24 protein-coding genes and 1 pseudogene (1 of these 25 cut by a window edge) are annotated in these 24,474 nt (G+C 40.5%); 10 read left to right on the top strand and 15 right to left on the bottom strand.

The genetic code is table 11. The features are described 5' to 3' along the window. Positions 1-27 precede the first annotated feature (27 nt). The 3 genes from AAH944_RS01375 to AAH944_RS01365 form a co-directional block, all read right to left on the bottom strand. Positions 28-3,330: a DEAD/DEAH box helicase gene (locus AAH944_RS01375; protein ID WP_415535874.1), complete on the bottom strand. Its 3,303-nt coding sequence runs from the start codon at positions 3,328-3,330 to the stop codon at positions 28-30. 569 nt (positions 3,331-3,899) lie between these two features. Beyond that, entirely contained in the window at positions 3,900-4,313 is a 414-nt protein-coding gene (locus AAH944_RS01370) for a hemerythrin domain-containing protein (protein WP_415535872.1), read from the bottom strand. A 26-nt stretch (positions 4,314-4,339) separates the two neighbouring features. Next, positions 4,340-4,747: a hemerythrin domain-containing protein gene (locus tag AAH944_RS01365; RefSeq protein ID WP_415535870.1), complete on the bottom strand. Its 408-nt coding sequence runs from the start codon at positions 4,745-4,747 to the stop codon at positions 4,340-4,342. Positions 4,748-5,070: 323 nt separating this feature from the next. On the opposite strand from AAH944_RS01365, the gene rd reads away from it, so the two are divergent. The 3 genes from rd to AAH944_RS01350 all read left to right on the top strand — a co-directional run bounded on the left by rd (position 5,071) and on the right by AAH944_RS01350 (position 7,520). Beyond that, a complete protein-coding gene (gene rd, locus AAH944_RS01360; protein ID WP_415535869.1) occupies positions 5,071-5,235 on the top strand; it encodes a rubredoxin in 165 nt (54 codons plus the stop codon). A 57-nt stretch (positions 5,236-5,292) separates the two neighbouring features. Further along, positions 5,293-6,921 (top strand): hydroxylamine reductase, encoded by a 1,629-nt coding sequence (gene hcp, locus AAH944_RS01355; protein WP_415535867.1) that lies wholly within the window; start codon positions 5,293-5,295, stop codon positions 6,919-6,921. A 95-nt stretch (positions 6,922-7,016) separates the two neighbouring features. Beyond that, positions 7,017-7,520: an HD domain-containing protein gene (locus AAH944_RS01350; RefSeq protein ID WP_415535865.1), complete on the top strand. Its 504-nt coding sequence runs from the start codon at positions 7,017-7,019 to the stop codon at positions 7,518-7,520. Here AAH944_RS01350 and AAH944_RS01345 read toward each other — a convergent pair. Then, positions 7,494-7,835, bottom strand: a complete 342-nt coding sequence (locus AAH944_RS01345; RefSeq protein ID WP_415537731.1) for a cupin domain-containing protein — start codon at positions 7,833-7,835, stop codon at positions 7,494-7,496. The genes AAH944_RS01350 and AAH944_RS01345 overlap by 27 nt on opposite strands. 102 nt (positions 7,836-7,937) lie before the next feature. On the opposite strand from AAH944_RS01345, the gene AAH944_RS01340 reads away from it, so the two are divergent. Then, complete coding sequence (locus AAH944_RS01340; RefSeq protein ID WP_415535863.1) at positions 7,938-8,780, top strand: diguanylate cyclase; 843 nt, start codon at positions 7,938-7,940, stop codon at positions 8,778-8,780. Positions 8,781-8,881: 101 nt separating this feature from the next. Beyond that, positions 8,882-9,328, top strand: coding sequence for a ferritin-like domain-containing protein (locus AAH944_RS01335; protein ID WP_415535861.1), 447 nt, complete (start codon positions 8,882-8,884; stop codon positions 9,326-9,328). A 118-nt stretch (positions 9,329-9,446) separates the two neighbouring features. On the opposite strand, the gene AAH944_RS01330 is transcribed toward AAH944_RS01335, so the two are convergent. Next, complete coding sequence (locus AAH944_RS01330; RefSeq protein WP_415535859.1) at positions 9,447-10,091, bottom strand: 4Fe-4S binding protein; 645 nt, start codon at positions 10,089-10,091, stop codon at positions 9,447-9,449. Positions 10,092-10,185: 94 nt separating this feature from the next. Here AAH944_RS01330 and AAH944_RS01325 point away from each other — a divergent pair, with 94 nt between their 5' ends. Further along, positions 10,186-10,851, top strand: a complete 666-nt coding sequence (locus tag AAH944_RS01325) for a Crp/Fnr family transcriptional regulator (RefSeq protein WP_415535857.1) — start codon at positions 10,186-10,188, stop codon at positions 10,849-10,851. 20 nt (positions 10,852-10,871) lie between these two features. On the opposite strand, the gene AAH944_RS01320 is transcribed toward AAH944_RS01325, so the two are convergent. Both AAH944_RS01320 and AAH944_RS01315 read right to left on the bottom strand, forming a co-directional pair. After that, positions 10,872-11,039, bottom strand: coding sequence for a nitrous oxide-stimulated promoter family protein (locus AAH944_RS01320; RefSeq protein WP_415537729.1), 168 nt, complete (start codon positions 11,037-11,039; stop codon positions 10,872-10,874). A 56-nt stretch (positions 11,040-11,095) separates the two neighbouring features. Next, positions 11,096-11,272, bottom strand: a pseudogene (locus AAH944_RS01315) (DUF255 domain-containing protein); the annotation flags it as partial. Positions 11,273-11,643: 371 nt separating this feature from the next. Here AAH944_RS01315 and AAH944_RS01310 point away from each other — a divergent pair. From AAH944_RS01310 to AAH944_RS01300, 3 genes are all read left to right on the top strand, one after another. Then, a complete protein-coding gene (locus AAH944_RS01310; RefSeq protein WP_415535855.1) occupies positions 11,644-12,294 on the top strand; it encodes an ice-binding family protein in 651 nt (216 codons plus the stop codon). Between the two features lie 6 nt (positions 12,295-12,300). Continuing rightward, positions 12,301-13,494: a clostripain-related cysteine peptidase gene (locus tag AAH944_RS01305; RefSeq protein WP_415535853.1), complete on the top strand. Its 1,194-nt coding sequence runs from the start codon at positions 12,301-12,303 to the stop codon at positions 13,492-13,494. Positions 13,495-13,700: 206 nt separating this feature from the next. Further along, positions 13,701-14,327 carry a class I SAM-dependent methyltransferase gene (locus AAH944_RS01300; RefSeq protein ID WP_415535851.1) on the top strand — a complete coding sequence of 209 codons (627 nt, stop codon included), beginning with the start codon at positions 13,701-13,703 and terminating at the stop codon, positions 14,325-14,327. Positions 14,328-14,350: 23 nt separating this feature from the next. Here the strand turns inward: AAH944_RS01300 and AAH944_RS01295 are convergent, their stop codons facing one another. The 6 genes from AAH944_RS01295 to AAH944_RS01270 all read right to left on the bottom strand — a co-directional run bounded on the left by AAH944_RS01295 (position 14,351) and on the right by AAH944_RS01270 (position 22,487). Continuing rightward, complete coding sequence (locus tag AAH944_RS01295; RefSeq protein ID WP_415535850.1) at positions 14,351-15,373, bottom strand: CgeB family protein; 1,023 nt, start codon at positions 15,371-15,373, stop codon at positions 14,351-14,353. A 42-nt stretch (positions 15,374-15,415) separates the two neighbouring features. Further along, a complete protein-coding gene (locus AAH944_RS01290) occupies positions 15,416-16,204 on the bottom strand; it encodes a hypothetical protein (protein WP_415535848.1) in 789 nt (262 codons plus the stop codon). Positions 16,205-16,275: 71 nt separating this feature from the next. Continuing rightward, positions 16,276-17,409 (bottom strand): glycosyltransferase, encoded by a 1,134-nt coding sequence (locus tag AAH944_RS01285; RefSeq protein ID WP_415535846.1) that lies wholly within the window; start codon positions 17,407-17,409, stop codon positions 16,276-16,278. 164 nt (positions 17,410-17,573) lie between these two features. After that, on the bottom strand, positions 17,574-21,545 hold the full coding sequence (locus AAH944_RS01280) for a hypothetical protein (RefSeq protein ID WP_415535844.1): 3,972 nt from the start codon (positions 21,543-21,545) through the stop codon (positions 17,574-17,576). 333 nt (positions 21,546-21,878) lie between these two features. After that, the gene (locus AAH944_RS01275; protein WP_415537727.1) at positions 21,879-21,962 is read right to left on the bottom strand and encodes a spore coat protein; all 84 of its coding nucleotides are present in this window, start codon (positions 21,960-21,962) and stop codon (positions 21,879-21,881) included. A 108-nt stretch (positions 21,963-22,070) separates the two neighbouring features. Beyond that, positions 22,071-22,487 (bottom strand): spore coat protein, encoded by a 417-nt coding sequence (locus AAH944_RS01270; protein ID WP_015043990.1) that lies wholly within the window; start codon positions 22,485-22,487, stop codon positions 22,071-22,073. 164 nt (positions 22,488-22,651) lie between these two features. Between AAH944_RS01270 and AAH944_RS01265 the strand changes: the two genes are divergently transcribed. Continuing rightward, positions 22,652-23,332 carry a manganese catalase family protein gene (locus AAH944_RS01265; protein WP_026156250.1) on the top strand — a complete coding sequence of 227 codons (681 nt, stop codon included), beginning with the start codon at positions 22,652-22,654 and terminating at the stop codon, positions 23,330-23,332. A gap of 135 nt (positions 23,333-23,467) precedes the next feature. On the opposite strand, the gene AAH944_RS01260 is transcribed toward AAH944_RS01265, so the two are convergent. Continuing rightward, a complete protein-coding gene (locus AAH944_RS01260) occupies positions 23,468-23,905 on the bottom strand; it encodes a YkvA family protein (RefSeq protein ID WP_415535842.1) in 438 nt (145 codons plus the stop codon). 24 nt (positions 23,906-23,929) lie between these two features. Then, positions 23,930-24,474, bottom strand: the 3' portion of a protein-coding gene (locus AAH944_RS01255) for a DedA family protein (RefSeq protein WP_415535840.1). Its footprint extends 94 nt past the window's final position; 545 of the gene's 639 nt are visible here — the last part of the coding sequence; its start codon lies beyond the right edge, outside the window; it ends in the stop codon at positions 23,930-23,932.

Genomic DNA, 24,474 nt, shown 5'->3' with positions numbered 1-24,474 from the left:
AAACATCCTGCTTTAGTACTATTTGTTTTACGGCGAGATCACCACACGGAAGTCGCCCTGAGTCGTGGTCTTAATGAAAAGCTCTGTCGTTCCCAAAAGTTTGAGAATGTCTGTGCTTAGGGCGACTTTCGATCCACCGGGTTGTACTATAATCACTTCGAATTGAAGTTTGGAACGTCGAGCCTTTTCCTTGAAATAGGAGAGTGGTTTTATGTCCCCTTTAAGGAATCGTGAATAGCCTTCACTTACCCATATTTCATCTCGGCGTTTAAGGTCATAATAAAGGCGTGTCATGCCCAAGTGTTTGATGGTTATGCTTTTTTGAGCCTGCCCACAGATTGTATAGAAATTTCTGATATCGTTTGAAATCTGCCCGCCCAACGCCCCTTTACAATGAACAAGGCAAAGCTTAATCGTGCTTTCGTCGATATCCTTTAAGCAGACAAGGTCACCTGCTTCGCCTTTTCCATCATCATTAAAAACAACATCGTACTCATCGGCGACAGCTAGAAAACTCCGGTATTGGATTGTATTTTGGTCTCCAGCTTTTCCGATAGATTCCTTGTTCAGCGGAATAGATGACCATTCCCAGACTTCAAGCCGATCTCTCGGAAATTCGCCAGCATTCATGGGTATCGGGATATGATAGCAATTATAAGAATATGTACCATCTGCATACCGAACTATTACCGGATCGATTACGAAATATTCACGTACTTCGATCTTCGAACCATTACTTTTAAGGTAATAAACATCCGGCCCAGAGATTTTCTCATAGTAGTATCCGGCCACAGAGTTCCCATCGATCCGAAAACTATATTCAGATGAGGCCTTTTCACTCGATAAACAAATAATAATCTCACCATTATCTCTAACCTCGGATATTCGAAGATCAACCAGATAAAGAGGGACCTCTGTCGTACCAAACACAATATATTGATGATCGCTGAATGCTACCTGTGCCTGCTCGCCCCATTGTACACTTATCGGATATTCCTTATATGGCTTACTGAGTTTATTTGGCCTTAAGAAATCATTCGTTATGTTCGCAATATTTAGTTCTTCTTCCGCTGATACTTTCTCCCAGGTATCTTTAGTCCAGTCAATCCACTGTGCAATTGTACCCGACGCTTGTTGCCAAACCTTGCCTCGCTTTTGTGTACATCCCCAAAGCACTCGTTCACCATTTTCATAGCCAACACAAGCAATATTATTTAAGGCAGACTCCGCTCGCTCTATCGAAGCCAACCCTTCAGTAACATTTGGTCCAAAATATGATGTAAAGCTAATTGCACCAATTCGTGAAGAGCCAAGATTTTTAACTAGAGGAAGGTCAACATTGTTTAGGATATTGAATATTACCGGTCCATGGTGGAGTACCGTATACTCGTCTGTTATTGCTTTAGCTAAATCAGTACTTTTAAGTGCATCATAGTCGCTCGCATATATGAAAAGAGCATTATTCTTCTTATCCCATCTTGCTATGATTAGATGGTATTGTCGATCGAGTAAGTTCTGATAATTACCCCAGCGTACACGTGTCTTGTTATGGACAACAACTACTAGAACGTCTTTATCTCTACTTATGGAACGCCAACTCTCCGAATATTTGGGTATAACGGTAACGTAGTTCTCAGGGTTCCAATCTTCACACTGTGTTTTGAATATCTGTGTAGATAGGGAAGGACGCAGGTTCCACAACGAAAGATAGGTATGCAAATCTCCATCTTCTCGCAGACTATTAACTATGTCTTGAAGCCGGATTTCTTGGTCAATCCGTTCTTCACTTAATCTCTTTATCAAGGCATCCCAATCGGCACCTTCGGCGTATAGAGCTTCTAACTTTGCTTCTGTATCGGGATCAGCAATATTTACCACAACGGTAGCTTCCCCAATTTGTTCCCAGTTGCCTTTGCGGGTGAACCGTCCGATGAACTGTAAGGTAATTGCAAGTGACTTATGTGCGTCATGTAATGCAGCAACTTTCAGATTAGACAGATCGAAGCCTTCACCCAACATATCAACGCATACTACAATATGAGAGGCATCTCCGCCACGTTTTATAAGTTTATCTAGTGCCTCGCGATTTTCACGCGTGCGACCAGACCCTGAGTAGACAAGTTGAGGCGACATCTCTGGTGCAAGTTTCTCATAAAGTTGAAATACCTTTATTGCACGTTCTTTACTTTCGCATCGTGCCATGAGGATGTGATCACGTTTTAGCTCATTTCGGTCACGACGAAGTGCAGCCAACGCCTCTTCCGCAATACGAAGGTCTCGTTTTTCTTCATCACCGAATTCCTCAATAGTCTTCAAATTGATAGGACGGTAGTAGCCAGCTGCTTGTGCATCGCCAAGTTTATAATTAAATATGATTATACCGTCTATGCGCTTGTTATCTCTGCGGAAGGGTGTCGCAGTAAACTGTATAATTCGCTTCTCGGAAAACATTTGACGAACTTGAGACCACTGAGATGCCGGAATATGATGTGCTTCATCGACTATCAGATCTGTGCAGCATTCAGTGAGCACCCTTAGTGCTTCTGGTGTTGATGCACTCAGCGTCTGGGGTAAAGCGACAATGACATTTGCTTTTTCAATTATCGCTCTTGCTTCTTCCTCTGAACGAAGGCCGGTATTTAGTCTTGCAACATTGGGGCCTATTGTTTCTGGCGGGATGACTCCTAAATCGGACAGTATCCCCAAGGACAAGAATTTACCTGAAATCTGTGTCCGAAGCGTATTGCTTGGAACAATTACAAGAGTTCGCAGAAGCCTTTTGTAAATCTGAAATGAAAGCATAGTCTCCGTTTTGCCAGTTCCGGTAGGCAATACAACCGTAGCAGGCTCAAAGCTTTTCCCCACTGTAAAATGTGCGGCTATCGCGTGTAAGGCTCCGATCTGCGGAGGACGCAAACCTTTCGCTCCAACTTCATTGTCCTCCTCCCGAAAAGAGAATTTGCCCTTCCAGTTCTCAAGTATTTGTTCAGGGTTGCTAAACTTATCTAACAGTAGACCAAGATCATCCCATTTGAGTTGTGTATCAGGCCCCAGTTCGTGAATTCTCTTTAGATCTGGAGCAAATAGTACTAAACAGTTGGTTTCAATACGCCTTGAACCTTTACGGCGCAACAGCAGTTCGTTGAATGGAAATTCCAAACTTGTTTTGATGAGATAATTGCCTTCGTTCTCTGTTGTCTCGGCTTGTGCGCTAGTGCATACGCCTTGGAAAGCCTGCTGGAACACAGCGTTTCCACCCACTATTTCTCTTCTTAGTGGGCTTGGCGGTAGGGTGACTTTGCCTTGCCAATCAGGAAACAACCTCATCATTTATTTCCTCCAATATCTTTAAATCCAAAATTGTTTTAATCAAAGGTATCATAAGTATATTGGTTTACTTAATTACAGAATCTTTTTTAAACTTTCTCATTTTAGACAACATGTACAAATTCCACATGTTTCCTGTTTTTCCTCCTTGTTTTTACCAATTAAGAGTTCTCGTGTATATAAAAACACTTCAATAAAAATGGGGTAATGATCATAAAATAAATTCCATTTCTTATGTAAACCGAAATGAAAGAAGGATATAAATAAAAAAATCCAGACATAAGATCTAGACTTTTAATAATCATATTTCAATAAATGGATTAGCTTATTTTTCGATCTCCTCTTTACCGAATACTTGAAAATCCAAGCAATCAGAGCCTTTGAGCAATTTATTAGTTACATTCTTTTGTGAAACTGACACCAGTCACAGCAGGATTCCTGCGAAGAAGCGTCTAACATCACCTGTATACAATGTAAAAAGTATACAATGTAAAAAGCGCAGGTTCTAACTGCGTTTTACTGGGCTGAGGTTTGATACACCGCTTAAATATTCTATTAACAGAATAATACACTCAATCAATTATTAGGAATAATTCAAATTCTTCTTTTTCAACCCTCTTCGAAATCTTATAGAGTATTTGTTCTGTGTCCTTAATAAATTCTAAAGTGTTGCTCTTAAGAGCTTCAGGTTTTCTTAAATATTTATGCTGATAATTTTCAAATTGGGAAGATAAGTCTCCCATTTCTTCCTGAAAATCTTGAGCCATTTTTCTGATTTTCTCATCATGATGCTGTGTTAAGGATGGATAGATAAAAAGATCTTCATAATTTAAATGAGATAAGAGAATTCCACTTAAATTTCCTATCCTCAAGGAAATATTAAGTTGGTTTTTTCTTACTTCTTCTTCATCATATACATCTTCTTGTAACTCTATTATTGCTCGTCTAATTTCACTATGTTGTTTATTAATATTATTTTTATCCATTTGGCTCGCTCCTGAAATTTAATGTATTAACCTAGCATAGGAAATAACCCATATTCTTCATGTTCAATACGCGTTAAAACTGCAGATAACATCTTTTTTGTTTCACTAAAAAAATTATTAACATCCATAATTGTATCAGGTCTTTTTAAAAATGTATCTGAAAATTGATCATATTGAATTGATAGATCACCCATCTGGTCTTTAAAACTGCTTACAGTTTTCTTGACTTCACCTTCTTTATGCTTCAACAATTCAGGGTACAAATAATCATCCTCAAAATGTAAATGCATTGTAAGAATACCGCTTAAAGTACCTATTTTTAATGCAATTAGCAATAAGTTTTCTTCTGGCTCTTCATCCTTCATAAGATCCTCAATTTCAGCGATTATTTTTTTCATTTGATAATGCTGGGTTCTTATCAATGTTAACTCCATAATTCAGCCATCCTTTAACAAAAAATTAAAATTTCTTTTTCAATAAAATAGTTTTCATCTTATTTCATTATAATATGTATTATTATTACTTACAATAAATACCTCCCAGATGGTATTCGATACGAAGAAGATTTCAGAAGGAATTGAACTGGCTGACCTAAAAGTTGAAGTAAGAGTATCTTCTCCCGTTGCATAAGCCTTCAACTAATTATCCTGATTAAAAAATCCGTAACATTAGTTACAGATTTTTGTTCAAAACTATTGTAGACTAGGGATAAGCTATTAAAAGAACAACAATATGATTAGGAAAGTGAGGAATCAGTATGCAAAAATACAAATGCATCCCCTGCGGCTATATCTATGATCCTGAACAAGGCGATCCTGATGGCGGAATCGCCCCCGGAACATCATTTGAGGATATACCCGATGACTGGGTGTGCCCGATTTGTTCTGTCGGCAAAGACGATTTTGAACCAGTAGAAGATTAACCTAGAGGATTAATAAAGTATCAATATAACCAAAGATATAAAGAGGAGGAACTACTTATGAGCATGTTTTGTTATCAATGTCAGGAAACAGCAAGAGGAACCGGCTGCGATGTTCGAGGCGTCTGTGGTAAAACAGAGGAAGTTGCCAAGCTTCAGGACCTGCTGATTTATACCATAAAAGGTATTTCTCAAATTATTGTCAAAGGAAAGCTGGATATCGGCAATCTCGCTGAAATTAACCATCAGGTACTTAACAGCCTTTTTATGACCATCACCAATGCTAATTTTGACGATGCGGCGTTTGAGGCGCAGATTAAGAAAATGATTACTCTCAGAAATGATCTGAGAAAAAAGGTAACGCTCAATGATTGGCACGATGCCGCAACCTTTGAAGTAGACACCAGAGAATCCATCCTGGAAAAGGCTGCTTCCGTGGGAGTATTAGCCATGCAGAATGAGGATATTCGTTCCTTAAAGCAAATGATCACCTATGGACTAAAAGGCATGGCTGCCTATGCCGAACATGCCCTGAATATTGGAAAGGAAAACGAGGAGATTTACTCTTTTATTTATGAGGCACTCGATGCGCTCCTCGATGAAACCCTTTCTGCCGACCAACTGGTTGCCCTCACTATGAGAACCGGGGAATATGGCGTTAAGGCCATGGCCTTATTAGACGAAGCCAATACCTCAAAGTACGGCAATCCAGAGATCACCCAAGTAAACATCGGGGTCAGAAATAATCCTGCAATACTTATCACCGGCCATGATCTGACCGATCTGGAGCAGCTGCTTGAACAGACCAAAGGAACGGGTGTCGATGTTTATTCCCACAGTGAAATGCTGCCCGCTCACTATTACCCAGCTTTTAAAAAATATGACAATTTTGTGGGCAACTATGGTAATGCTTGGTGGAAACAGGTAACTGAATTTGAATCCTTCCACGGTCCTATTTTGTTCACCACCAATTGTATCGTTCCGCCCAAAAGCGAAGAAATCAGAGGAAGGATCTATACGACTAACTCTACCGGTTTCCCGGGTTGCCAACATATTATGCCGGATGCCAACGGCAAAAAAGACTTTTCTCAAATTATTGCCTTGGCCAAAACCCTTCCCGCGCCTGCTGAAATTGAAACCGGCAGCATTGTCGGCGGTTTTGCGCACAATCAAGTGCTGGCACTGGCCGACAAGGTAATCGAAGCAGTCAAATCCGGAGCGATTAAGAAATTCTTTGTGATGGCCGGTTGTGATGGCCGGATGAAATCAAGGGATTATTATACGGAATTTGCTCAAAATCTTCCGCAAGATACAGTTATTCTGACTGCAGGCTGTGCCAAATACCGCTACAATAAACTAGCCTTGGGCGATATCGGCGGTATTCCGAGGGTACTCGATGCCGGTCAATGCAACGACTCCTACTCGCTGGCGGTAATCGCCCTGAAACTGAAAGAGGTATTTGGGCTTGACGATATTAACAAGCTGCCGATTGCTTTCAATATCGCCTGGTATGAACAAAAAGCCGTCATCGTTCTGCTGGCACTTTTATACCTGGGTGTAAAAAACATCCACCTTGGGCCCACCCTGCCGGGCTTCCTTTCCCCCAATGTGGCCAAGGTGCTTGTCGAGAAATTCGGCATCGCCGGTATGGGAACCGTCGATGAAGATATTAAATTGTTTATGGCTTAATTATAGCTATGCCCTGTTAGCAGCTTTTATCATGCTAACGGGGCATTTTCCTATTTTCATTGTTATTCTTGGTGCAGAATACGAGGGGGTAAAGAATGAGTACTGTAGGACAGGTTATCAGCGCTATGATTGATTACTATGAGGGCGATGTACGACGGATCAATCATTTTCTAAAGGTTTATGGATTAGCCAAAAGCGTTGGTGAGATGGAAGGCCTGGATAAACGTATGCAGGAAATTCTTGAAATTGCGGCTGTCACACATGATATAGGAATTAAAAACAGCGAACAGAAATACAACAGCGCCGCCGGGAATTATCAACAGATTGAAGGGCCTCCGGAAGCACAGAAGTTATTGGAAAATATGAGCTTTGATTCATCATTAATAGACCGGGTATGTTGGCTGATCGCACATCACCATACCTATAATAATATTAATGAGATAGATTACCAGATATTAATTGAGGCGGATTTTCTCGTTAATGCTTTTGAAGATCATCTGTCTGAGGCAGCAATTAAAAACTTTTCTAAGAAAATATTCAAAACTGAAACCGGGAAGAAGTTCTTAAGCAAACTAAAAGCTAAAGACGACGATAAGTAGCATTTTAAACTGTTTTACAGCCTGTAACGCATGGGGGACACCGGCAGGCATGACTATAGTCTGTCCTTTTTTTATATGAAATTTTTCTTCCCCGATTGTGATCTCCGCTTCGCCATCAAGCAGGTATACCATCGCATCGCCGCCTGAAGAATGGGAGCTAATTTCTTCCCCTTCACCAAAAGCAAATAAGGTGATACTTACCGGCTTACCCTGGGCGAGAGTTCTGCTCACCACTTGGCCTTCCTGATACTGAACCAATTCCTCCATCTCTAAAACCTTGGAAAAGTCTATATTTTTCATGATATGCTGTGTCATTTTTATAACCTCCATTATTTTATTGATATTATTTACACCTTTTTTACCCAAATACGAAAACCATGATAGAATGTTGCTAAATTACATACTTTGGGAGGCTCTATGAGTAACAATTCCATTCCTTATGAAATTATGGACACTATCCTGGCTGAATTAAATATTGGTTTAACCCTAGTAGACAATACTGGAAAAATTATATATTTTAATCAATTAGCGAGCGAATTACTTGGGTGGGACTATAATCTACCTGAAAACAACATTCTCTCCTGTCATAAAAAGGAATCTAAGGATAAGGTAATTGCAAAGCTGAATCGATTTACGAAAAAGGAATGGCACAGAGTAATTAAAGCTCAAGACAGGTTTATCGAGAATGTCTATTCCCCGGTTAATATACCAGAGAAATTTGTTGGAGCTATGATAATTACCAAGGATGTCACGGAGAGAGAACAAACCTTAGAAAGATTAAAGAAAATTTCAGAGACAGACCCCCTTACAGGATTATATAACCGCAATCTCTTTAATGATATTATTCAAAGCTATATTGCCGAGTCCAAGCCGTACGGCATTGTTATGCTTGACATCAGCGGCTTAAAGTATATTAATGACCATTTCGGTCATGAAGATGGTGATCGGATTATCACTGAGGCTGCTAATGCTATCCGAAACAGTGTCCGGGATATTGACTGTGTATTCCGTTTTGGAGGCGATGAGTTTTTGATTCTAACCTCGAGTGAAATATCCGTTCTAGAAATGATCGAAAACAGAGTAAAGAGCAAAAATAGCATTCCCACCTCAGACAATCCCGCAGTATTGAACCTGAGTTTAGGCTATGCAACTTCCATGGAAGGAAAGAGCATGGAAGCCGTTCTATCCTTAGCCGACCAGCGAATGTACAAGGATAAAGAGACATTCTATTTGGGCGAAGGAAAGTTCTTTAAGCAATAATCAAGACGCAAATATATCCCGATACGATATCACCTATGTTTAACAATTCTCCTTTTGCAACAAAATAAATGTATATAATAATTGCTAAGGGAGAACTTTTTATGAATGATAAAGAGCTCATCAAGGAACTCAATAAAATCCTTACGTTAGAGCATGGGCACCTTGGGATGTATAAAGACTTTCTGGACTTCCCTGAAAAAGAGATCAGAAGGACTTTCCGCAGATTTATGGAAATTGAAATCGAGCACATTGGCAAATTGGAAAATGTAATCAGAAACCTTGGTGCCAAGCCTTCCTTGTTGATTGAAACAGGCGATATCTTCGGAAAAATGCTGGATATAACGCTAAATCTTACAAGTACCAAGAACGTTTTAGTGACTTACAGCAAAATCGAAATCATGTCACACCAAGGTTATGCCAAATTCGTCGTAAAGCTGGAGCAAGATAACAATAACCGAGAGCAATTCCTTTCCGAGTTTTTAGCTGGCAATATGCTCGAAGCAAAGCTAATGCATCTCTGGTTGGAAGACCAATTAAAAAAATATTAAGCAATTTTTGCGTGCTACATGCCATTCATTTTCCACAAATTCCGGGGGGCTTTACCCATTTTAACCTCTCCTTTGAGGCTATTCTAATGTAATCCATGGGACAAATCTCTATCATATGTTACAAACCGGAACTTTCTTTAGTGTTTGTGTAACGAATTGCACCCTTGAAGCATACCTGCCTGCATTTTGTGCATTGATGGCAAAGTGCAGTATTAATGAAAGCTTTTCTGTTTTCCTCACTTATCGTGATCGCACCAGCAGGACAGGCTTTCTCACACAGTCTGCATCTTATACAAGAATCGTTATTAATCTTTGCCGACAGTCTCGCGTATCGACCAAATAATCTTTGCAGAGCCCCAAACGGGCAAACTAAGTTATGAAATACAGCTGGCTTGTATCTGAGAGTAACTAGAACAGATATAACAAGCCAAATAGGAAGAATGGGAAGGTTGATATTCAGTATCCTATTTGACAGAAGCATGGCCGCTATACTAACTATTACAGCAACCCATGCAAAATAGCCATTTTTCAGCCATTTAGGCGTTCTTGTCGTCTGAAAATTAAGCTTTTTTGATAGCCACGCAACAGGATTCATCAGCGTATTCATGGGGCACACATACCCGCAATAAACCATGCCAAAAACCAATGAAGCTATTAGACTAATGGCGAATAAAGCAAGCCACAGCATAATTTTCCCATTAGCCAACAGATATAGAAACAGTCCAAGAAACAAAATACGAATTATATTATCTAAATATTTCATGATCCTTTCCCTCCTCTAGATATATTCTAATTATAGAAATATAATAAGGAAAAAGGTGTTACCAATGTAACACCTCAGGGAGTGATCTTATTATATGAATGATTATATGAATGACTATATAAGCCTTATACAAAAAAATACCCTTTTACATTCTTTATCAATCGAAGAAATGTGTTCCTACCTAAGAGACGGAAGTTTTAGGATATGCTCCCATAATAAAAACAACATCGTCCATTTTTCAGGCGATGTCTGTTTAAAGCTCGATATAATTCTTTCCGGTAAGGTAATTGTTGAACGTATTGATGAATCAGGAAATCTTATGACCATAGCGGAATTTTTCAGTAATGAAATACTTGGCGGCAATTTGTTGTTTTCAAAAAACTCGCATTATCCAATGACCATCACAGCTAAGCAACCAACAATTATCCTGGAAATAGAAAAAGAACGACTTTTTACTCTATTATCATATAACCATGATTTCTTAAAAAGCTATCTTGAATACGTATCGGATCATGCTATGATTCTCGGGGATAAGATTAATCACGATGTCAACAAAACAATACGTGAAAGCATAATGAGTTACCTTGATGATGAACGGAAAATCCAGAATTCCGATCATATCAAGCTTAATTTAACAAAAAAGGCTTTGGCTGAGAAAATCGGTGTTCAGCGTACATCCTTGTCGAGAGAACTTGCTAAAATGAGAAATGACTATTTAATCTTATTTGATAAAAATTCTATTACTATTTTAAAACAATAATAAAAAGAACCAAATTGAGCTCAATTGTGTTTTCTTGAATCAATAAAATGGTACAGAGCTAATATTGGGTGCTTAATTAGCATCTTAGATCCCGAATATCTCATCACTTTTTTTATTTCTTGTCGCATCTCGGCTTTATAACAATGGATTTTACATTTGGCACATATTGGTTTTTTCTCATCAAATATACATTTTTCAATTATTTCTTTCGGTTATATTTGGATTGTCTACTATAGCAAAACTGACACCAGTGACAAGAGTGATACCCAATACTTAGGAAAACGGGTTTGTCTTCACTCTTCGCTTTATCGAAAGCTTCCTGACTCCAAGCGTACCAGTCTACCGGATTATATGCATGGTGTATAAGGTAGGGGCTTTTTTGATTAATGAGTCTATTGGGTTGTTTTTCCGTATTTATCATGGGCAGACCTCCATTTTTGTTGGATACAGAACATGCGATATATAGGGTATAGAACGTGTCAAGTATTAGTATGTCAGGATGGAGAAGAATTATAAAAAAGTTCCAATCTAACGTGATCATTATTTACTTGTTTTCTATGGCTGAACTCGCATATCGAATTATTTCTGGACTTCGTGCGACTCGGATCAGCAGAAGCCCCGTTGCCTATAGGAATAGCATTTGCAAAGGTATGATGAAATAAATGCCACCAAAGAAATGCATATGTCATAAAAATTAACCAAAAATTAGCAAGATGAATATTATAAAATAATACAAGCAATCATTAGTCACTAACGTATAAAATTTACAACTGAAAGGAAGTTTTTTCTCCCATGGCTCAACCAACAGTAAACCTTGGAACGGCCACCGGTTTTGCGGTTCTAGCCGGTTCCACGATTACCAACACTGGTTCAACCACGATTGCCGGGGATGTTGGGGTGTTTCCAGGTACAGCAATAACTGGCTTTCCTCCTGGTATAATAACTGGTACGACCCATGCGGGCGACATTGTCGCTCAACAGGCAAAAACCGACTTGGTTACAGCCTATAACAATGCTGCTGGTCAAACACCTACTGGCACAGTATCCGGCGACATTGGAGGGCAAACGCTCACCCCTGGCGTCTACAATTCTACGTCTTCGCTTGGGATAACAGGTGTTCTCACTCTCAACGCTCAGGGTGATCCCAATGCTGTCTTCATTTTCCAAATTGCTTCCACACTCACCACTGCATCCGCTAGCAGCGTGGTTCTTATCAATGGTGCCCAAGCTTGCAATGTCTTTTGGCAAATAGGCAGTTCGGCAACGCTTGGAACGGGGTCTTCTTTCCAAGGAACCATCTTGGCTTTAGCATCAATCACAGCGACGACCAGCGTTAGTGTGAATGGACGGTTACTGGCCAGAAACGGCGCGGTCACCTTAGATACCAACATCATTACCATAACGATATGTGCACAACCAATGCGCGGTATTTCCCTGTGGTAGATAGCTTTGAATCAAATACTGCAAGAAAATAATTGGACGATTCTGATTTACGCCAACGGCAATAACGAGCTTGAACCAGAAATGCACCAAGCCATGTTGAATGCGAAAAAGGTAGGTTCAAGTCCTGATGTCAAAGTAGTGATACAATTTGGCAGAGCAAAATATGAACTCGTAAAACTCATTCGGCAAAACACAGATCTGAGATCTGATGATAGTTGGAGTGGGGTCAGGCGTTACCTTTTTGCGAAAGGGAGTTCCTTTTTAGTCGGTAATCTAGAAAGTACTAATATGGCTGATCCCAAGACTTTATATGATTTCATTAAATGGGGGATGAGATTCTATCCGGCTAACAAGTACATGCTGATAATGGGTGGACACGGATATCAATTCGTTGGCATGATGACCGATTACAGCAAAAAAGCTCCCTATATCATGGGCATTCCGGAATTGGCTGGAGCAATCAATATGGCCGCAAATGAAATAGGTAAAAAAATCGACATATTGGTGTTGGATACTTGTTACTTCAATTCAATAGAAGTTATCTACGAATTAGGGAGAGACGAAAATCATTCAGTCCAAAGTGCCATTGCACCCATTAAAAACGGAGCGCTTGAGGGGTTACCGTATGATAAAATTATTGAACTAGTTCAAAGAAACAGCAATGTTAAAGATGTTACTGCGGTTATACGGGATATAATAGACAATCTTTCCTATGATTTAGTAGCTTTTGAGATTAATCATCAAAAGTTAAAGCAGATTAAACAGCTCTTTAATGATGCAGCTTCCGAATACCTCTCAAGAAATATTGACGATGGAGATACACTTATTAAAAAGGTGTTAGATGAACCGTGCGATACCATTCGAACAGTAGAATTAAATCTGCTGTCTTTGGTCATTCATTCTAAAAGGGTCTCACCTATCAAATCGCCCCTAGTTATAGTAGCAAACAGTCCTACCGATAATTTTAAATTATTATTGCGTTATTATCGATTAGGCTTTGCCCAAGGGAATTGCTGGACCCGTCTATTAAGTAATAAGCCTAAAGATGTGAATATGGCTGCCGAACAAAAAAGAAATCTTCTTCCACTTAAAATGAGACCCTCAGAGGTTTATGCCTATATTTCGATAATGAATCCAGGGCTAGATGAAATACGAAAAATAAAAATACTGAAAGATCTTTACCAGTACAAAAAATGGTGAGAAACCGGCAGATCATCCAATCGCTTCATCTATTAATTTTTTTATTGCTATCATAACGTCTAATGACCTATGTAAATAGCCGTTTTAGGTTATCTAGTTTGTATATTATTTCCCCATTGAGGTTTTTTATCATTTGATATTAAGCGTGAACAATGCTTTGTACGATGAATATGCTGTTATTACACGAATGAGGAGGAGACAAAAATATGACGCCTATAAACTCTAAAGAGTATTGGGACAGCCGGTTTGATGTTAATTGGGAAACGGCAGGGGGAAAGAATCAGACAAGATTTTTCATGAAACTGCTGTTGGAGAATCTACCCGAAGAAGTGTGTAAATACATTAAGGATGAGAGTCCCTTTATCCTGGATTGGGGCTGCGCTCTGGGACAAGGAGTTGAGGAGATTAGCAAAAGATTTCCAAACGCTCATGTGACCGGTCTGGACTTTTCAGAGATTGCTGTCAAAAAATGCAAAGCTGATTACCCATCCGGCAATTTCCGTTCGGAGATCCTCGATCCTCAAAAAGATTGCTTTAATGTTATTATCTCCAGCAACTGTTTTGAGCACTTTCCGAACCCGGCTGAAGTATTTGCTCAACATCTCTTAAGTACCGGCCAATATTATATACTTCTAGTTCCTTATAATGAAAAGCCTCCGATTTGTCCTGAGCATCAGATTATTCTTTCAGAAAACAGTTTTCCCTCAGAAATCAATGGCTTTGGGAGATGCTTTTTGAAAATTATAGATTCCCAAAACAGCGGATGCTGGTGCGGCCAGCAAATGTTAATGATCTATAAAAGGCTTTCAGCACAAAACAATTTAAATCCGTAGTTCTCTGATCTTAGCGGTTTCCCTTATACTCTCCGTTCAATGTAAGGAAGAACATCCTCACTAACCCTGACCTCATACGAGTGCCTTCTATGCACATACTCCTGCCCCAGCCGGGCAACCCTGATACGTTCCTGGTCATGGGCCAAGTAAAATAACACTTTGCTCACGGCCTCTTCTTTATCCCTGGCAAGTTCAAGGTGGGTTCCCTCACGGAAAATATAGGCACTCGCCTTGGTATATTGACAAAGATAGAATCCCCCGCAAGAAAGCACCTCATAATTCCGCATACTGGTCTGCGTAATACTGGAGGAATCACACTGAAATCCTAGAATGATTCTGGCAGAAGCACATAGATCCGGCAGCTTCTCATTGGGAAGAATCCCGGCGAAATGGTCTTCATTATCTCCTAGAAAAGCGTGGGCCTGTGGATCACTGTCCCAATTGTATCCCCAAATGCGATACTTATGACCTAATCCCAGCAAAGGCTTTAACAAAATGTTAAAGCCCTCTATTCTGGAAGCAAAATTGTACCAACTAGCCTGCACAGCAAAATCCAGGTCACACTCGGGCCTATATACCCCGCTTCGGTGGAATTCAGGATTGCAGCCAAACATAAGGAGATGGGCCTGAATTCCTTGATTCCGGTATTCACGGATACACTCCAAAGCGGTCGTAAATACAATATCGGCCATTTTTGCTATAGGCAGTGTTCTAGCAAAACCCACCGGATCTTCAATACTCCAGTAAATAAACCCGCAGCCATACTTTTCACAGGCCATAGAAATGCCAAGTGCCAGTTCCCCCTGATAGCCTTCCAGGATAACATAATCCGGTCCATATCGGGCTATGCATTTGTCAATATAGCTATTAATCTTGTCCTGCTCGGTATAGGGAACGCGGGTAACCTGTCCGTCCAATTCCAGAGTCACCATTTCGTCACCCATACAGGCCATAGGAAATATTTTTGTTTCCTCTCCATTTTTCTCAAAACCAGGCATCAGCCCATACTTCATGATCGGTGATGCGGAAAAGCAGGCAATTTTCAACAACTGTTCCCCTTTCAAGACAAGACCATTGTCGTTCTGTTATTACACCGCCGCATAGGAAACTTTGATATCAATATAATTTGTCGGATCAGTCCCATCGGTGCCAAGTCGGTAATAAAGCCCTTCATTTGCTGATATCGAATCACAATCCACATCTTCACATATTAGCGCGCCATAGGATGCACCCGGAAAACTCGTACTTCTTACGACTCTGGTAAAGGTAACTTCATCAGGGCTCCGGTATAAGTCAATTTCAATACAACTTGTAGAACTCATCGAGCAATAAATTTTATCAATACAATTAATTGTATACGCGAAACCAACAAAATCTGTTGGCAGAATCATCTGGTAGGAACCCCTTATACTTTGTTGGGCATCTGTTGCATTGTTTCCATCAAGAAAATATCTTGAAAAGCCGGCGCGCCTTAAAGCGTTCAGAGAACAGCCGCTACAGGTTGTCGACAGGGTTATGGGTGTATTGGAATCCTCTTCTCTCTCCACAATATAAATATTCTGACCTGCCGCCACTTGGACATCGTCAAGTGCAAACCTCTGACTTGTCCAATAGGCTGTGCATTCAGGGTTATTACTCTCGCCTGCTGCATATAAAATATTGGCATCCGCCTCACCACGGATAGCTTTTGCCAATAATTTTACCGTGTCAGCCAAGGCAACCTGAATCCCAATATGAACATTTCCCGCAGGAGGTGTTGCTCCGAGAGTATCTAAAAACGTATAGATCCTGCTGCCGAGTGTCAAGGTTTCCGAGTCATTGATCGCAGTAAAAGCTGCCGAGCCCAACCTACTGCAAAGATCGGGAAAGTATGCCATTTTTTCTACCTCCATTTATTAGACTTGTACTACAAAATATGCAAAACTCCGAAATCTGTTACTTGGCAATATTAACTCTTTGGATACAGTAAATTTAGCGACTCATGCAATGCGTCAGCTGAAACAGAGGATGATCCTTTTATTACACCTTCCAGGAAAGCTTTGTTACTCAGGCTCATCGTATCTTCCGGCTTGGTTTCCAATGCCAAGCTATTGTAGTATAAGGCTTCTTTGGGATGCCCCACCCGGTAATAGCACGAACAAAGCTCCGTATAAGGGATAAAGTCCCAACAATCATGTTCAACCATGCTCCATGTTTGGTTTGGTTTTTTCAATTTAGTAGCCAGTTCAAACCAAAAAATGGCCTTTTTATAATCTTCTCTGCTCTTATAATAATAACCAAGCCTGCAGCAAACTTCAGCCCGCGGTGTATCGTACTTAAAACTTTTGTGCAGGGAATCCAGCACTTTGTCATGGTTGTTTTGGGCAGCATAGCAAATAGCCAACCGGATACACGCATCCAGATAATAGAGCATAATATCTTCACTGCCGTCTAACAGATTCTCAAAATAGTGGATGGCCTCGGCAAATCTTCCGCAATTAAAAAGTTCTCTCGCAAAATAGTAAAGATTTCTGACATTTAACTTTTTCCCCTCAGCCAGTATTTTTTCATAAATGCTCAAATTCCTTGGCGAATTGCACTTTAGGCCCGTATGACAGATACAGATATCTGTCGTTAAAATTTCACCGTTAAAATCCAAGTACTCGTGCACCGGCTCCCGCCACTGGAAATTCTTGCTCCTCTTAACCAGGCGTTCCCTATAAAAAGTTGAAATAGAGTCACCTATTACCCCGGTGTTCACACAATACTTCATCAGCACAACATCCACATTGGGATTAAGCACATGCTTCAATTGCATCAGGGCAAGCTGGTCATGATTTTTCAGGAGATCATCGGCATCCAGCCACAAGATATAATCCATACTAGCCTTGGCAAAAGAAAAATTCCTGGCAGCCGCAAAATCGTCCGTCCAATCCCAGTCATAGATTCTAGCCTGGTACAAACAAGCAATTTCCTTGCTTTTATCGTCCGACCCGGTATCCACCACGATAATTTCATCTACAATATTCTTCACACAATTAAGGACATTGGGCAGATGTTCTTCTTCATTTTTGACGATCATACATAAGCTGATGGTAATCATAGCACCCTCCTCTTTGCTACTATATTCAAATGCCAAACGATAAGGAACATTTTTCAATTCTTATTTGATATAAACATCCGGCCAGCGTGTTTATTGCTGACCGGATGAAAAATGACTTTGATTTTCTGCCGGTTAATGAAGTTTTCCATCAACGCGTTTTGTTATTAGGGTAATAACGGTACAAATTCACCTGCTCTAAAGGTATTCGCCGGACTCAATTCCCCATTGGCCAGCCGGAAAGCCGACCAAATATAGATCCCATCCTGGACATTGGTTAGTGTAACCTCATACCTATTCAAGACTGTTGCATTAAGATTCAAACTAGCAAATTCTATTACATTGCCTGGCCCAATGGTCAGTAGCGTTGGCGTCCCAAGTGCCGAAATCCCCGTGCCTGAAGAAAAATCAAAGACCGTAAGCGTTACACTGACAGTAGCTGCTGTATTGTTCAAAACCTCGACGTAAAAATCATCATTATTATTTGGGTTATCCCGTTGAGCAATACCGGTGGTCAAATCCTGACTAAAACTTTGTTTCAATATTTGGAATACTTCGGTTTTGATTTCTTCTAAACCAAAGGTCGGGCTATAAATAGCCGTGTAGATCCCTTCGACCAGGGTCCCGATACTGAAGACTTCGGTCTTAATCTCCGCTAAACCAAACGTCGGGCTATAGACTGCTGTATAGATTGCTTCGATAAATGTGCTCCCGGACAAATTTTCTACTGTCGTGAAAATGGCTTCAACCAAGGTTCCAATTGAAAATACTTCTGTCTTAATCTCGGCTAACCCAAATGTTGGACTGAACACTGCTCCTTCGATCGCTGCCACTTCAGACTTGATCTCACCTAAACTGAAGGTTGAGCTTACTAAAGTCGTGTAGATTCCTTCGACCAGGGTGCCAATACTGAACACTTCCGTCTTGATCTCCGCTAACCCAAACGTCGGGCTAAACACCGCTCCTTCAATCGCTGCTACTTCAGATTTGATCTCACCTAAACTGAAGGTTGAGCCTACTAAGGTCGTGTAGATCCCTTCAACCAGGGTACCAATGCTGAACACTTCGGTCTTGATCTCTGCCAACCCAAACGTCGGACTGAAGACTGCTCCTTCGATCGCTGCTACTTCGGATTTGATCTCACCTAGGCTGAACGTTGAGCTTACTAAAGTCGTGTAGATCCCTTCGACCAGGGTGCCAATGCTGAAGACTTCTGTCTTGATCTCAGCCAAACCAAATGTCGGACTAAACACTGCTCCTTCAATCGCGGCTACTTCTGATTTGATCTCACCTAGGCTGAACGTTGAGCTTACTAAAGTGGTGTAGATCCCTTCAACTAGCGTGCCGATACTGAATACTTCCGTCTTGATCTCGGCCAATCCAAACGTCGGACTAAACACTGCTCCTTCAATCGCTGCTACTTCAGATTTGATCTCACCTAAGCTAAAGGTTGAGCTTACCAAGGTCGTGTAAATTCCTTCGACCAGGGTGCCAATGCTGAACACTTCGGTTTTAATCTCAGCTAATCCGAACGTCGGGCTGAACACTGCTCCCTCAATCGCTGCTACTTCGGACTTGATTTCCTGCAGGCTGAAGGTTGAGCTTACCAAAGTCGTGTAAATTCCTTCGACCAGAGTGCCGATACTGAATACTTCTGTCTTGATCTCCGCCAACCCAAATGTCGGACTGAACACTGCTCCTTCGATTGCTGCCACTTCGGATTTGATCTCACCTAAACTGAATGTTGAGCCTACTAAGGTCGTGTAGATGCCTTCAACCAGGGTCCCAATACTGAAGACCTCGGTCTTGATCTCCGCCAAACCGAATGTCGGACTGAATACCGCTCCTTCAATCGCGGCGACCTCGGATTTGATCTCTGCTAACCCAAAGGTTGCTCCGATGATGCTCGTATAGATGCTCTCCAGCAGTGTGCCAATACTAAATACTTCCGTCTTAATCTCTGCCAAACCGAATGTCGGGCTGAATACCGCTCCTTCAATCGCTGCTACTTCGGATTTGATCTCACCTAAACTGAATGTTGAGCTTACTAAGGTCGTGTAAATTCCTTCGACTAACGTGCCAATGCTGAATACTTCCGTCTTAATCTCAGCTAACCCAAATGTCGGACTAAACACTGCTCCTTCGATTGCGGCGACCTCGGATTTGATTTCTGCTAATCCAAAGGTTGCACCGATGATGCTCGTGTAGATACTCTCAATCAGAGTACCAATACTAAACACTTCGGTCTTAATCTCTGCCAATCCAAATGTCGGGCTGAACACTGCTCCTTCGATTGCGGCGACCTCGGATTTGATCTCTGCTAACCCAAAGGTTGCACCGATGATGCTCGTGTAGATACTCTCAATCAGAGTACCAATACTAAACACTTCGGTCTTAATCTCTGCCAATCCAAACGTCGGACTGAACACTGCTCCTTCGATTGCGGCGACCTCGGATTTGATCTCTGCTAACCCAAAGGTTGCACCGATGATGCTCGTGTAGATACTCTCAATCAGAGTACCAATACTAAACACTTCGGTCTTAATCTCTGCCAATCCAAACGTCGGGCTAAACACTGCTCCTTCGATTGCAGCGACCTCGGATTTGATCTCTGCTAACCCAAAGGTTGCACCGATGATGCTCGTGTAGATACTCTCAATCAGAGTACCAATACTAAACACTTCGGTCTTAATCTCTGCCAATCCAAACGTCGGACTAAACACTGCTCCTTCGATCGCAGCGACTTCGGATTTGATTTCTGCTAATCCAAAGGTTGCTCCGATAATGCTCGTGTAGATACTCTCAATCAGAGTACCAATACTAAACACTTCGGTCTTAATCTCTGCCAATCCAAACGTCGGACTGAATACCGCTCCTTCGATCGCTGCCACTTCGGATTTGATCTCACCTAAACTGAATGTTGAGCCTACTAAGGTCGTGTAGATGCCTTCAACCAGGGTCCCAATACTGAAGACTTCGGTCTTGATCTCCGCCAAACCGAATGTCGGACTGAATACCGCTCCTTCAATCGCTGCTACTTCGGACTTGATCTCTGCTAACCCAAAGGTTGCTCCGATGATGCTCGTGTAGATACTCTCAATCAGAGTACCAATACTAAACACTTCGGTCTTGATCTCGGCCAATCCAAACGTCGGACTAAACACTGCTCCTTCGATCGCGGCGACCTCGGATTTGATCTCTGCTAATCCAAAGGTTGCTCCGATGATGCTCGTATAGATGCTCTCCAGCAGTGTGCCAATACTGAACACTTCTGTCTTAATTTCAGCAAGTCCGAATGTTGGGCTACCTAACTTTTCCTCAATATTCTGGACTTCAAACTCGATAAGCTGAACCTCGGATTTGATCTCCTGCAGGCCAAAAAATGGATGGTAAACAGCGTCTTCTATAGATTTTATTTCTGTTTTAATTTCTGCTAGTCCAAAAGTTGGGCTTTCAAGCAATTTTAATATTTTCTTGCAGTCAGAATGCTTATGACAGTGTTCCTTTTTTTTACAATGAAATTTAAATGCCTTATTGCAGAGAAATAGTACGCCTGCTGCAGTAACACATATTTTTTTATTATTAACAATCACGATCTTTTTTCTGCCTGGCAAATTCTTGGGACATGTTTCATTATCTGGCTTTCTTTCATGAACAATTTTTAACGTCTCACCACATAAGAAAAGTCCCCCCAGTACCTCAATACATATTAATAACTTCTCACATATTTGTTTGATCGTTGTTAAAGAATTCTCTTTTCGTAATACCGCTTCAACTCCAGGACTTTCTTTGATATTGTCCATCTGAGACCTTATTGATACAAAACCGTCTTCAATAACATTAATTATTGATTCCAGTATACCGGGTTTAGCACCGGTTTTATTAGAAATAAATTTTAAGGTATCCAATATAGATTTATAGCTATTAAATGCTCTCGCGCTGGAAGCCTTAATTTCTGAAAAATAAAGTCCTCTTTCAGAACTATCTGGACTTTGTATATCCCCAACATCTTTTATATTGCTTACTGACGATTGAATATCTCTTAATTCATCTTTTATGATCTGTAAGCAGTCAATAAAATTTTTGCGAGATATTCTTCCACTTGCTCTTTGTTTATTTTCGGGGTTATCAACCACCATTCTTCCTCCTTTTTATTATTAGAAATTCTTTTTTGTGTTAAATTTAACCAATATTTCAGTACATGCTTATAAATATGCTTTTTAGGACATGAGGTGTGCAGATAAATCTTAGACTTTAAAGAATTACAAGAAAATAACCGAAGATTTTTCTTCGGTATAGCTTTTACTTACTATAATTTTTAGAGGATAAAAATTTATTGAATGGTCAATTGCTTAAATCGCATGGGGAACATAAAATTTATAACCGAAACAATCAGACCCCGGAGCAATATTGTTACTCGCTCCGGGGTCTGCAAATTTTAAAAAACTGAAGTTCTGAGATATTCGTGTAACTCAATGGACCTGATACATCCCTTTGCTTTGCATATAATTATAAATAGATTCGCCATGCTGCTCTTCCGTTTGAATATGATTTATGCATACTTTTGATGATCTATGATCTTACTGAATTATCCTAAAGATACGAAAAGACAGAGGATACTGTAAAACTACTTTGTAGTGGTTGGCGATACCCTCTTTCATTTTTTAGTGAACCGTATACATTCCTTTATTTTGCATATACCTGAAGATTTCTTCCCCCTGCCTTTGCTTTTCACTCTGTATACTATTCAGGTCCTGACGGAGGGAGGTATCCTGGATTTCAAAAATTACTGTATTATAGGCCCCAGAGAGATATTTTTCTGTTGAGAGCATATCATGGCAAAGCATCGAATCTTTTTGACCCGTCATGCCCTGAAGCTGGCCTGATGTTCCGGAAGTTTGGCTCAAACTTTGATCAATTTTTTGGACATGCTGCTGTTCATGCTGCGCCATGTTCTGAAAGAGTTGTTTGAGTTGCGGATCTTGAGCTTGATTGGCAAATTCGCTGCATTTTTGAGCAAACATTTGCTCGTGGCTTTTCAGATCTTCCAAAAGCATTTTTTCTTTCTGGCTTAATTGCATTTTAGTTCCTCCTATTATCAATATTCATTATATTTTGTTAAAAACCTATGATTATTATGCAAAAAGTTAAAATTGAATTGTTCTTCTTTGTATAATCTATAAGTATATTGCAAGACTATAGAAGGTAACGAACGATTAAAATCTAAATGAAGGGAGAAATACATTTGTTCAAACATGATAAGCAGCTACTGAAAGATGTACGCGTCGACGGTCCTAATCCAAATTATGCATCTTTAATGTTAGATCAATTAGGCGGACCGCATGGTGAACTCAAAGCAGCTTTACAGTATCTGTCTCAAAGTTATCGCATTAAAGATGAAAAGATTAAGGATCTTTTCATGGATATTGCTTCAGAAGAATTGAGTCATATGGAAATGGTCGCCCAGACAGTCAATCTATTAAACGGCCACACGCTTGAAGCCATGAATACTTCTGTTGGCACCGTGGAATCACATGTCATCGGCGGACTTGCCCCCATGTTAACCAATGCTTCCGGTTATCCATGGACTGGAGCATATATCGAATGTACCGGCGATCTCGCTGCAGATTTGCTGTCAGATATATCGGCTGAAACAAGGGCAAAAGTAGTTTATGAATATCTCTACCGGCAGATTAACGATAAAGGGGTAAGAGAAACGATTGACTTCCTTTTGAATAGGGAAGAAGCACATAATACACTTTTCCGGGAAGCATTCAATATGCTCCAGAATACAGGCTCACTTCAGGACTGGGGAGTTACCCAGGATTCCAAGGTATACTTTGATCTCTCAACACCTGGAAAGTACTTCAATGAACTTAAAGACCCCCAAGCGCCAAGATTCAATACTCCTGATCAACGCCACTAGAATCGAGTAGGATGCTACTGCAAAGCCTGTAGCATACTTTCACACAAGTTATCGTCCATTCTAGACAAACTATAAAAAAACAACCCGGGAATCATCGGGTTGTTTGCGTTTTTCCTGTCATTATTCTATCGTATATTAGAACTCAGGGTTTTTCCATTTTTTATACCTGGTCAATTCCTTGTCTAACTGGTTGAATATTAGCGCAAGAACAGCAGCATCATCGACTAGTCCCAGTGCAGCAATCCAATCAGGAACAAGATCAACAGGGGATACGAAATAGATAAGTCCGGCAATTACAGAAATGATGGCCGTTTTGGAGATCGTTCTGTAATCACCGTTTAACCAGTCTTTTAATAAAGAAAAGAGCAACTGAATTTTATCCCAGATATTCTGGATTACATCGCGGTTTTTATTGTTATCCGCTTTTTTCAGAGCTTCAGTAAGCAAATTTTCCGTCTTTACAGGGTTGTCCACATAGTCTTTAGCCTTGTTCTGCCAGCGCTCCATCTCCTGTGGCTCAATTATGATCTCTGCATCTTCGTATTGTTCAATTTCCTTAATATCATCAGCCATTTTTCTATCCTCCTGAATGCACCTTTACGACGAAAACTTTTGGCGAAGAGCAAAAATGACACTTGGTAAAACAGTGATGAAAATAATCGCAAAAATGATTAATGAAAAGTTCTGTTCGACTGTCGGAATGTTCCCAAAATAATATCCGCCCATCGTAAAAAGTGAAATCCAGGCCAAAGCGCCACATATATTATAGAGCATGAACTTCCACAACCTCATGTTGCTGATCCCTCCGACAAATGGTGCAAATGTCCGAATAATTGGTAAAAACCGTGATATAAAAATCGTTTTCCCGCCATGTTTTTCATAAAAACCATGGGTTTGAATGAGATATTTCTTTTTAAAGAGTCTGTTGTCTTTCCAATTGAATGCTTTCTGTCCAAAAAATCTTCCAATGAAATAATTCTGCGTATTTCCTGCGATTGCCGCAATAAGCAGTAAGATAAAAGCAAATTTAATATCCATCGCCCCTGTTGCTCCCAGAGCCCCGATGACAAAAAGCAAAGAATCCCCCGGCAGAAACGGTGTTACAACAAGTCCGGTTTCACAAAAAATGATTAAAAAGATAA

The organism is Dehalobacter sp. CP (genome assembly GCF_047652685.1).
GTDB lineage: Bacteria > Bacillota > Desulfitobacteriia > Desulfitobacteriales > Syntrophobotulaceae > Dehalobacter.
The sequence above is the reverse complement of the archived record's forward strand: the minus strand, read 5'-3'. Positions and strand labels throughout refer to the sequence as shown.

Bases quoted from the DNA above. Each gene is read 5' to 3' on its own strand.
- AAH944_RS01350 (WP_415535865.1), top strand. From the start codon at position 7,017: ATGAGTACTGTAGGACAGGTTATCAGCGCTATGATTGATTACTATGAG.
- AAH944_RS01300 (WP_415535851.1), top strand. From the start codon at position 13,701: ATGACGCCTATAAACTCTAAAGAGTATTGGGACAGCCGGTTTGATGTT.
- AAH944_RS01285 (WP_415535846.1), bottom strand. From the start codon at position 17,409: ATGATTACCATCAGCTTATGTATGATCGTCAAAAATGAAGAAGAACAT.
- AAH944_RS01370 (WP_415535872.1), bottom strand. From the start codon at position 4,313: ATGGATAAAAATAATATTAATAAACAACATAGTGAAATTAGACGAGCA.
- AAH944_RS01335 (WP_415535861.1), top strand. From the start codon at position 8,882: ATGAATGATAAAGAGCTCATCAAGGAACTCAATAAAATCCTTACGTTA.
- AAH944_RS01340 (WP_415535863.1), top strand. From the start codon at position 7,938: ATGAGTAACAATTCCATTCCTTATGAAATTATGGACACTATCCTGGCT.
- AAH944_RS01260 (WP_415535842.1), bottom strand. From the start codon at position 23,905: ATGGCTGATGATATTAAGGAAATTGAACAATACGAAGATGCAGAGATC.
- AAH944_RS01375 (WP_415535874.1), bottom strand. From the start codon at position 3,330: ATGATGAGGTTGTTTCCTGATTGGCAAGGCAAAGTCACCCTACCGCCA.
- AAH944_RS01330 (WP_415535859.1), bottom strand. From the start codon at position 10,091: ATGAAATATTTAGATAATATAATTCGTATTTTGTTTCTTGGACTGTTT.
- AAH944_RS01325 (WP_415535857.1), top strand. From the start codon at position 10,186: ATGAATGATTATATGAATGACTATATAAGCCTTATACAAAAAAATACC.
- AAH944_RS01345 (WP_415537731.1), bottom strand. From the start codon at position 7,835: ATGACACAGCATATCATGAAAAATATAGACTTTTCCAAGGTTTTAGAG.
- hcp (WP_415535867.1), top strand. From the start codon at position 5,293: ATGAGCATGTTTTGTTATCAATGTCAGGAAACAGCAAGAGGAACCGGC.
- rd (WP_415535869.1), top strand. From the start codon at position 5,071: ATGCAAAAATACAAATGCATCCCCTGCGGCTATATCTATGATCCTGAA.
- AAH944_RS01290 (WP_415535848.1), bottom strand. From the start codon at position 16,204: ATGGCATACTTTCCCGATCTTTGCAGTAGGTTGGGCTCGGCAGCTTTT.
- AAH944_RS01365 (WP_415535870.1), bottom strand. From the start codon at position 4,747: ATGGAGTTAACATTGATAAGAACCCAGCATTATCAAATGAAAAAAATA.
- AAH944_RS01280 (WP_415535844.1), bottom strand. From the start codon at position 21,545: ATGGTGGTTGATAACCCCGAAAATAAACAAAGAGCAAGTGGAAGAATA.
- AAH944_RS01310 (WP_415535855.1), top strand. From the start codon at position 11,644: ATGGCTCAACCAACAGTAAACCTTGGAACGGCCACCGGTTTTGCGGTT.
- AAH944_RS01270 (WP_015043990.1), bottom strand. From the start codon at position 22,487: ATGCAATTAAGCCAGAAAGAAAAAATGCTTTTGGAAGATCTGAAAAGC.